The sequence below is a fragment of the Dankookia rubra genome (assembly GCF_004355005.1).
Lineage (GTDB): Bacteria > Pseudomonadota > Alphaproteobacteria > Acetobacterales > Acetobacteraceae > Paracraurococcus > Paracraurococcus ruber_A.
In genome coordinates, this window is record NZ_SMSJ01000153.1 from 1 (window position 1) to 8,097 (window position 8,097).

Consider the following 8,097-nt stretch of genomic DNA (forward strand, 5'->3'; position numbering starts at 1 on the left):
CCGCGTGAGTTGGCGGTGCGCTTCACCGACCGTGAGCGCTACTTCGTCTCCGAGGCATCTGTCTATCGCCTGCTCAAGGCACACGACCTGATCACCAGCCCAGCCTTCATCACCACTTCGCTCGATCGGGTCTTAACCGACAAGCCAAAGGGGGGCAGCCTGACTCCTGATCAGCTTCCACCACAGCTTGGGGGTGCACCACTGGTAACCAGCAGCGCTGCCGATGGCGACCATCTCGTCCGCCCGACGTAGCCGCACCGACGTCACATAAAGCCCGCATTGCTCGGCAGGTAGTGTGACCAGTCGCCGAACGGTCGGGCGGAGAGCAGGACGAAAGGCTCGTCGATCCGGAAGCCGAGCCCAAGGGCCGCCTCCTGCAAACGTTCGGCCCGGCCAGGGACCATCATCGATAGCTGCGGTGACTTCACCTCCAGCGCGCCGCGCAGGACAGCTCGCAGAGCCTTACCCGGGTCGGTGCGAGGCAAGATGGCGAGCGGGCCGATATGGCCGATTGCCGAGACATAGGCATAGCCCACCGGCTGCCCCGCCTGCTCAAGGCGCAGCGCGCGAGCGGCAATGCCGAGCTGGAAGGCGTGCTGGCCTTCCCGTCGGAAGCCCAGCACCTTCTCGTCGATGCGGTTCAACCAGTCGCGCGAGCCGGGCCAGGGCTTGATCGGCATGGTCTCGAGGCCTGGGAGGAGGATCCGCGCCGCCACCACCGGTGCCGGTGCGACCAGCCGGAGCAACGGTTCGCGTGGGTACAAACCGTTCTGGATGTAGAGGCCCGTCGAGGCCGTATTGTAGGCCATGGTGATCAGCGCCCGGTTCTCGGCGCCGTTTTCCTCCGCGTGCCGCAGGGTCTTGGTCAGCAGTGCATGGCCGATGCCCTTCGCCTGCGTGCCGGGCCGGACGAAGAGCTGCGCGAGGAACCAGAACCGCTGCCGCATCCAGGCAAAGGCGAAGCCCTGAAGCGCGCCCTCCGCCTCCGCGACCCACAGACTGGAGGAGGGTTCGGCCAACGAGAAGGTCTGGAACAGCGGTGGGCCGCGCGAGATGCTCGGCGCCAAGCCGTGGCGCAAGCGCAGGTGGTTGTAGGCGTCCTGGACGATCCGCGTGGCTGGCTCGAGGTCCTCGGCCGTCGCGGGACGGTAGGTGATGTGCACTCGCCACCTCCCCTCGAAGCACTTCCTCTCAGGACCGTCATCCTGCCAGCCAGCATGGGAAGAAGGCAAACCTGCCGAAGCCGCCACGCAACTCGTCCCATCGTTCATGGTAACTGACCGCTGCATGGGCGACGGAGATAGGCTGGACAACCCGGAGCTCCCACCATGCACTGAGGACGCTGACAGGCTTCCGCGCGATGCGGGCACAGATAGAAGGCGCCCAGACTGATTGCGACCATCTCAGATCAACAGCCGCTGTGCATTCAATGTGTGGGTGGCCAAAAGCTGCTGCGGTGGTTCAGCGCTGCTAGTCGCGTAGGTTAGCAATCCAAACTGTAGCAATTAAACAACGAGCGGCCGGCTTGTGCGTTCAGAATCTTACGGCTTCTAACTGCATGAAAAAGAATAGAGGAACGCACAACATGAGGCAGACCACGGCAGTACTCGCCTTATTCGGCGCCGCACTGGTCATCGCGCCGTCCGGCAACTTTGCTCAGACTGCATAGCCCGGTCCAACGCCTGCGCCAGCGGCCCGCCCAGCCGATCCGGCGCGGCCTGGCCAGCCGGCCGCTTCCACGACGCGCCGCGACGACAGAACCGACACCCGGGCTGCTGACGCACCTGCCGCTGGCGCAAACAGCTTCACCGAGGGGCAGGCACGTAGCCGCATTGAGGGCGCCGGCTACTCCGACGTGAGCGATCTGCAGAAGGATGACCAGGGTGTCTGGCGCGGCAAGGCAATGCGCAGCGGGAATCGCACCGACGTCGCGCTCGACTATTAGGGTAACGTCGTTACCGGTGCAGCAGCGCGCGGTACCACCACGGGCAGCACATCGGCTGCGGGCGGCAGCACGCCCGCGCGCGACGGCGCGCCCGGTAACCCGCCCAGCACTGCCACGGGCCGAGCCGTGGACCAGATTCAGGGCCAAGCACCGCGCCCGGACGGCACCCCGGGTAATCCACCCGGCACTGCAGTCGGCCGCGCCGTGGGCACTACGAGCGGCCCGGACGGAACCCTGGCGAACCCACCTTCGACTGCCACGGGTCGCGCTGTCGACCGTGCGCAAGGGCAGACCCCACGCCCTGACGGTACTCCCGGCAACCCGCCCGGCACCGCGGCGGGACCCACCGCAGAGCCAACAAACCTGACCGCCATTCAGATGGCGAACATTGGCCGCTTCGGCGAGCATGCCCTAGCCATGTGACAGGTGCTGATACTGTATTGACGTGACAACCCCAAGCTGCCGTGCCGTCTCACCAGCTGCCAGTGCGCTCAAAGCGAGCATTGCCTCGGCTGCTCTGAATTCTGACTCGTCCTTGGACCGAGCGCCACCACCACGCTGGTTGTGAGTAGCGGCAGCCAGGAGATCGGCCTTTGTCCGCTTGACGGCGATATCCTTCTCGGTTCTCGCCGGCCGAACCGTCGCGCGTGCCCTCTAACCTCCTTGATCCAATCTATCGGTATGCATTTTCTATCATTTGGATGTAAATTATCCAGAAAGTTGATATTTGTATGGTCATCTCTGCATTCATCATCGAGGCCATGGTGGTGCTCTTCTGAAGAGCGGGTCGCGTCCGAATCCCTTCGGCTGCGACGACGGACGATGACTACGGTCGCCGGGGTCACCGCTTTTTTCCACGCCAGTGATTGGGACCAGAGCATTGGCTGATTTTTATGAGAGCTTCGACAGCGGTGTCGGAGCGCTTCATCACACATGGAACAGCGACAATATTCAAACCGGTGGCGGTCAACTGACCCTCGAAGGGGATTCGGGCGCTATGCAACGCCCGAGCGGCGCAGACGCGGGCAATGGCTACGGCTACTACGAGGTCACTGCCAATATGAGCGCCGATGTGCAGGGACCCGCGGTGCTCCTGTGGCCGGGCAATGACGTGTGGCCTGGGCCGGAGATCGACATCGTCGAGGTGATCAACGGCACGCCTTACGGCACGCTCCATTGGAACAACAACGGCAGTGATGCCTACACGTCGGTGTTCTTCAACGGCGTAGATGAAACGCAGACGCACACGTACGGTGTGGAGTGGAGCCCTGGCAAAGTGGAGTGGTTCGTCGATGGCCAAAGTCAGGGCGCGATCACCGATCGAGTGCCCGAGGACTACGCGCATGGCGGCATGAATGAAACGCTCAGCGTGATGAACCGTGGATGGGAAGGCGGCTGGCTAACGGTGCAGAACGTCTCCTATACGAGCCACGACTACGGGTGGTGATCTCTCCGGGGCGGCATGACCGCCCCGGTCCTTTCCTTAGTGTTCTGTGTAGACGGCCTCTCCAACGTGTACCGCACCCGGCTCTCTGGACAACGGGTTGGCTTATGCGGCGCGCCTGAAGGTCTTCTCCTGCTAGGCGGTACGCATGTCGGCGGAGCTGCAATGGCCGTTCCTCTCGATCGGCCACTCGGCGGTGTAGCGGACGAGGAAGGCGCGGACGGCGTCGCGCATGTCGTCGATGGCCTCGAAGATGCGGCCGTGAATGGCCTGCGGAGCATTGGAACGCAGAGCTCCTCGGCTGGCACGTGACAAAGTCCGGTACCCGCTTCGAGGCGACCCAGGCGCTCGGCATGGCGGTCCGCCAGCAGTTCGGCCAGCTCTCTGCTGACGTCGTCCGCGGCCTCGCGCTCCGCCACGACCACGGGAGCAACTTCATGGCCGACCATTCCCAGAAGCAGGCCAGGTTCTGGGGCATCCCGCTGGACTACGCCTTCGTCGGCGAGCCTGAGACGAATGGTGTCATCGAGAGGCTCTTCCGAACACTGAAAGAGCAAGCCATCCACGGTCGCATCTTCCAGACCATCGACGAGGTCCGCAACGCCGTCCGCGCCTTCACCGCCTGCTACAATGCCGAGTGGCTGGTCGAGAAGAACGGTTACTGTAACCCGCTCGATGCACGCGCCGCTTGGCTTGACACGAACCTCAGGCGCACCGCATGGTCCAACCAGGTGTCCAGGAAGCCGGGTGCGGTACACTTCGTCCTATGAAGTCCCGTTAAGCCGATCCTTCAACGCCTTCGTAGGAGAGAAGTTGGCGACCTTGGACGCGGCGATCTGGATGGCCGCGCCCGTCTGAGGATTGCGGCCCCCGCGCGCTGCGCGCTCTGTCGTACTGAAGATCCCAAAGCCATTCAGCCGCACATCCTTGCCGGCCATGAGTTCGCCAGACACGGCGCTGAAGACTGCATCGATCGCCTTTGTCGCATCAGCCTTCGACAGGCCGGCTGTATCGGCAATGAGGTCGGCTTAATTCATGGGTGATCCACTCGCGTCGGCTGTCGGCTAATGAGACGCTCGGCTACAACTTCGCGACTGAACGGGCAAGTGTGACCGGGAACCCTGTTGCACCATGCAAATGCGGCTCACAAGCCCCATCTGTTTGGAGAGTTCAGCAACCCTGTCTCCTGCGTAACTCTAAAGGAATGCACTGCATGGCCACACGCGTGAAGGAAACCAAGTTGCGGGATGCGCGTCTGCAGCTTGGTTTGTCGCAAGCCGAGGTCGGCGATCGGCTCGGCGTGACTGGCGCCGCCATCGGCCATTATGAGACTGGCCTTTCGAAGCCTCCGCCCGACCGGGCTGCCCAGCTCGCGAAGTTGCTCGGCCTGAAGTCGCATGAGGTCAGTGCTTCCGGACGTGGGTCCGCCAAGAAAACTTTTGATCGGCCGCGATCGGGTGCTGCGAAGCAGCGCGTGAGCGAGGTCAAGGCCCCGAGCCGGGACGAAGGTGCGGTGCTCGATGCGCTTCGGGCAATGCCCGCTGCCGAGCGTCGGGTCATGATGAAGTTGGTTCTGGCCTACGGAGGCAACGCCTCACGCGCTGCGGTGGAGCGCCGTCGCTAATCAGCGGTCGCTCCGAACGCTCGTACCGCAGCACTCCAGCGCTCAGTTTCACTGTTTAGAAAGATGGCTAGTTCGGCTGGACCGCGCGGCATGGCGGAGATGCCCTGCCGCAGGAGCGCTGCCTGCCAGTCAGGTGCCTTGCTGATGCGAGCGATTTCCTCGACCAAGCGGGTGATCACCTGCGTCGGTGTTCCGGTAGGCATGACTAGAGTCCATCAGGCCACCATCGTATGGTCGGCAACACCCGCTTCGATCATCGTCAGCACGTCCGGAAGAGCCGAGCTGCAATGCGGAGCCGACATGTCCAGCACATGCAGGCGGCCGGGCTGGATTTGCCCGAGCAGTGATTGCACCGGGTCGAACATCATTGAGACATGCCCGATGCCTAAGTGTAAGCAGAGGTGCTTCCAATCAGCAGCGTGGTACTACCAGGCCGAGCGCGGCGCCGGACGGCTCGGCTACGCGAGCAATCCATTTGCGGTCAGCAAGTTGGATTGAGGTCAGATGGCCAGTGCGATGCCTGCCTCTTGGTAGAACTGGGCAGCACAGGAATGGAAGGGCAGGACGCGGTTGGCGCCAGCATTCGCGGCGCGCGTCGCCGCCGCGCTCGGATGGATCTCCGAAGCGGGGTCACGGGCGGAGAGTACACGGTGGGTCAGGTCATGCGCCCGCGCCTCCGGCAGCGCTGCATTGGCCACGATGAAGTTCCAGGCGCCGAAGCTCTCAATCGTGGCAACCTGCCCAGGATAGGTGCCGGGCGGCAGTGTCGTGGGCGGGAGATAGGGCAGGAGCGCCGTGACCGCCGGCGTCCGCAGTCCGAATACCAGTGCGTCGGCACATCCGAGCGCCAGCAGCAGCGAGGGAATGGGCACCACTGTGCCTTGCCAGAAGGCGTCGATGTGCCCGGCCGCCAACGCCTCGGCCTGCACCGCGGGCTCACCGCTGATGACCTCGGCGGTAATGCCTGCCGCGTCGGCGGCGGCGCGAAAGAAGATCTCGGCCGGCCCTCGTGCCGGACCGCAGCCAACCCGCCGTTTGTCGAGGTGGGCGAACTCGTGATGCCGCTCACGCGCAGCGCCGCGGCCTGGAAGCTGGTCTGGTACATCGGGAACAGGGCCCGCACCTCGGTGTGGTGGCGTCCGCCCGCCGCCGGTGTACCCTGGAGTGTGTCCCAGGCCGAACCCAAGAGGGCCGTGCCGAGGACGTTCGGGTCGTCTTCGACCATCGAGAGGTTCTGCAGCGACCCCGTGGTCCGCCGCACCGTGACCGGGATGCCTTGCCGGCCAAGAAAGGCGGCAAGCCCCTCACCGTAGGGCAGGAAGGCGCTACCAGGTCCCGCCGTGAGGAGGGCCAGCGGCGCCTGCGCCCGGGCGGGGTACGACGCGGCAAGGGCGGGCAGCGACAGCAGGGAACGGCGTCGCATGAGGTGAGCTCCGGTAGGATAGGCCGACTAGCTTATTAGAGACCTATGGCGCTCGGCGACTGTCAGTATACCCATGATCGGCTCTGCCAAGCGCGGGCTTCACGCCGTGACTGCGCAAGAAAAGCAACTCGGCGTGGTTCCGCAGCGCGCCCTAGATCCGACGGCGGGCGGCGAAGATGCGGCCGACCCGCGCGTGGGGTCCGGCTTCTGCCGCGGCCCTGGTTTGGACAGCGGCGATCGCGCGCAGCCAAGCGTAGCAGCCGGTAGAGAGGTTCATCAGGAACCGTCCGTACGGGGCGGGCACCTGGACGCGGCGGCATCACTGTCGCAATTCACCAAACAGTTTCTCTTTAAGAGAGAAATAATCTATATTAGTTAGATGGGCAGGGCTCGATGCCTAGTCGCTGCACCGCACAAGCAGGAACGCCGATGCCAGTTTTCCAACTTCAGCCAACAGACACCAGGCTTAATCACCCAGCCTGGGCCGTAAGCTGGAGGCGCAAACAGTGCTATGTCATCGCAGAGAACGCTACTCAGGCGCGCAGGTACGCCAATGGCGCTTTCATCATCCCGCTACAAAGCGGGACGAGAGTGTATAGCGCAACGGAAGATACGGCGTTCAAGTTGTTGCCGTGGTCTTCCGACGAACTCGTTCAGGTCACCGAGATGAGCGCAGCTTTGGAATTTGGGCCTTTGGGGTCGATTGAACTTGAGTTGCCGTGAGACAACTCGAGTAAAATTCTGAACACGAAATAAGTTTGGCCCTCAGGTCGGTTTCGACACGTAGGGCAGTGCGCCGGCTGAGCTTCACCATGTTGGGCCGATGTCTCGCACCAGCCTACGCAGCAATGCCGACCTGCCTCCGCCTTCCAACCGCCGTGTTCCCCGCCCGAGCCGTGGTGACGGCTGGAACGCCCTGGCCAACATCAAAGTCTTCGTCTTCGCAGTCGAGGCTGAGTTGGAGACCATGGACAGCGAGCGGATCGGCGTGCACCGCCGCGGCCGAAAGCCGGACCTCACGCTGCGGCGGCGGCTGGTGCGCGGTCCCGTGGCAAGGCCGCATTCCCCGTACGTTTGGTGGTGCTGCGCCTCGCTCCGACGGCGGCAGCGCGGGAGACCAAGGCGCAGCATCGCAGGCAGAACCGCTGCCGCTCGCATCGGCCACTGCGACCCATGACCGTTCAGGCCACAGGCTACCTCATGTTGGTGACCTCCTTGCCGGCCGAGGTGCCCGCGGCGGACGTGCTCGAGGCGTATCGCCTGCGCTGGCAGGTGGAACTCGCGTTCAAGCGCCTCAAGAGCCTGCTCGGCATCGGCCGGCTGCCGGTCCGGAGCGAGGCACTCGCCCGCAGCTGGCTGTTCGCGCATCTCATCATGGCATTGCTGATTGAAGATGCCTCCAAAGAGCTCCTAACGCCCCATCCCCAGCAGCCGGCGACAGCGTCTTGCTCCACCTCACTTTGGCTCATTACGAAGACGTTGCATCATGCACTGCTCGCCGCCATCCGCGGGCTGTCGAGCCTCGCGGCTCTGCTCGGCGCTGCCGACGTCCTAGCCCGTCCTATTCACCGGGTTGGAGCGTAGGGCGTCCTGGCAGGCTGACTTGAGCGTTCGGCACGCGGCTGCATCCGCTTGCGGCGGGGTGGTTGGGCCTGACGGGC

The 8,097-nt window shown here is 64.0% G+C and carries 7 protein-coding genes and 2 pseudogenes; 5 read left to right on the plus strand and 4 right to left on the minus strand.

Going from position 1 to position 8,097, the window contains the following annotated elements:
- A pseudogene (locus E2C06_RS34275) lies at positions 1 to 252 on the plus strand (hypothetical protein); the annotation flags it as partial.
- Between the two features lie 11 nt (positions 253 to 263).
- Here E2C06_RS34275 and E2C06_RS34280 read toward each other — a convergent pair.
- Positions 264 to 1,163: a GNAT family N-acetyltransferase gene (locus tag E2C06_RS34280; protein ID WP_165982858.1), complete on the minus strand. Its 900-nt coding sequence runs from the start codon at positions 1,161 to 1,163 to the stop codon at positions 264 to 266.
- Between the two features lie 1,662 nt (positions 1,164 to 2,825).
- Here E2C06_RS34280 and E2C06_RS34290 point away from each other — a divergent pair.
- On the plus strand, positions 2,826 to 3,392 hold the full coding sequence (locus tag E2C06_RS34290) for a glycoside hydrolase family 16 protein (RefSeq protein WP_165982859.1): 567 nt from the start codon (positions 2,826 to 2,828) through the stop codon (positions 3,390 to 3,392).
- 305 nt (positions 3,393 to 3,697) lie between these two features.
- Positions 3,698 to 4,159: an integrase core domain-containing protein gene (locus tag E2C06_RS34295; RefSeq protein ID WP_133293040.1), complete on the plus strand. Its 462-nt coding sequence runs from the start codon at positions 3,698 to 3,700 to the stop codon at positions 4,157 to 4,159.
- On the opposite strand, the gene E2C06_RS34300 is transcribed toward E2C06_RS34295, so the two are convergent.
- Entirely contained in the window at positions 4,154 to 4,408 is a 255-nt protein-coding gene (locus E2C06_RS34300; RefSeq protein WP_133293046.1) for an HU family DNA-binding protein, read from the minus strand. The genes E2C06_RS34295 and E2C06_RS34300 overlap by 6 nt on opposite strands.
- A gap of 194 nt (positions 4,409 to 4,602) precedes the next feature.
- Between E2C06_RS34300 and E2C06_RS34305 the strand changes: the two genes are divergently transcribed.
- Positions 4,603 to 5,013 carry a helix-turn-helix transcriptional regulator gene (locus E2C06_RS34305; protein ID WP_165982860.1) on the plus strand — a complete coding sequence of 137 codons (411 nt, stop codon included), beginning with the start codon at positions 4,603 to 4,605 and terminating at the stop codon, positions 5,011 to 5,013.
- Between the two features lie 215 nt (positions 5,014 to 5,228).
- Here E2C06_RS34305 and E2C06_RS40680 read toward each other — a convergent pair whose 3' ends face one another.
- Together E2C06_RS40680 and E2C06_RS40025 are read right to left on the minus strand one after the other, a co-directional pair.
- On the minus strand, positions 5,229 to 5,381 hold the full coding sequence (locus E2C06_RS40680; protein ID WP_133293043.1) for a hypothetical protein: 153 nt from the start codon (positions 5,379 to 5,381) through the stop codon (positions 5,229 to 5,231).
- Between the two features lie 132 nt (positions 5,382 to 5,513).
- A pseudogene (locus E2C06_RS40025) lies at positions 5,514 to 6,436 on the minus strand (TAXI family TRAP transporter solute-binding subunit).
- Positions 6,437 to 7,516: 1,080 nt separating this feature from the next.
- Here E2C06_RS40025 and E2C06_RS34330 point away from each other — a divergent pair.
- A complete protein-coding gene (locus E2C06_RS34330; protein ID WP_277751915.1) occupies positions 7,517 to 8,020 on the plus strand; it encodes a transposase in 504 nt (167 codons plus the stop codon).
- The last annotated feature ends 77 nt before the right edge of the window (positions 8,021 to 8,097 follow it).